Below are 1,055 nucleotides of genomic sequence, written 5' to 3' on the forward strand. Positions count from 1 at the left end.
GTGCCACCAATCAGCCAGTCAGAGCCCTGGCCGCCGACGATCGTATCGTCTGCCCCGCCGGCGTGCAGCCGGTCATTTCCGCCGCTGCCCCGCAGCACGTCCGCGCCGCCATAGCCGTAGAGCGCATTGCCGATCCCGTTGCCCTGCAGGCTGCCGCCGTAGCTCGAGCCCTCCAGCCCCTCGATCGAGGCACAGACGTCGCCCGCCGCATCGCCCGTGTTGAGGCCGGCATCCAGAAGGCTGGCCTTCACGCCCGCGGTCGAGCCCCAGTAAACCGCGTGATCGAAGCCCGCGCCGCCGTCCAGGTGATCGCCCCCGCCCCGGCCCTCGAGCCGGTCGTCGCCGCCTCCGGCCCAGAACCCGTCCCAGCCGGCGCTGCCGTAGAACTCGTCGTTGTAGGACGAGCCCACCACGCCCTCGATGCTGTCGAGCACGTCCCCGAAGGCCTCGCCCTGGTTGCGGCTCTGATAAGTCCGGTCCACCACCACCCGGGCCGTGGCCTGGGAGTAGTCCGCCGTGTCGTAGCCGTTGCCGGCCGAGAGGGTGTCGTCGCCGCCCAAGCCGCGCAGGACGTCGTTGCCGGCGTCGCCCCAGAACTCGTTGGCGGAGTTGTTGCCCTCGAGCACGTCGGCATAGGCCGAGCCGTCGACCACCTCGATACCGGTAAAGGTATCGCCGTAAGCCTCGCCGGTGTTGCGGGAGGCATCGTGCAGGTAGACCTGCACGCCGGAGCCCGCGGTCCAGTAGCTCACCGTATCCCAGCCTGCTCCGCCGTCGAGGCGGTCGGCGCCCCAGCCGCCTTCCAGGCGGTCATTGCCGTTGCCGCCCGACAGGGTGTCGTCGTTGTTGCCGCCGCGCAGCAGGTCGTCGCCGTCGTCGCCCCAGAAGGTGTTGGCGCCGTCATCGCCCTCCAGCACGTCGTTGTGGCGGGAGCCATCGATCACCTCGATGTCGACGTAAAGATCGCCTTTCGCGGCCCCGATGTTCTTGGACACGTCCGAGAGGTAGACCTCCACCGCGACAGGACGGTGGTAGTAGCTGACCGTGTCCCGGCC

The 1,055-nt window shown here is 69.5% G+C and carries 1 protein-coding gene; it reads right to left on the reverse strand.

The features are described 5' to 3' along the window. On the reverse strand, nucleotides 1-1,055 hold a 1,055-nt coding region (locus LG661_RS24670; protein WP_268995520.1), incomplete at both ends, for a calcium-binding protein.

This window comes from Microvirga roseola (assembly GCF_020866965.1).
In the GTDB taxonomy this organism is placed as follows: Bacteria; Pseudomonadota; Alphaproteobacteria; order Rhizobiales; family Beijerinckiaceae; genus Microvirga; species Microvirga roseola.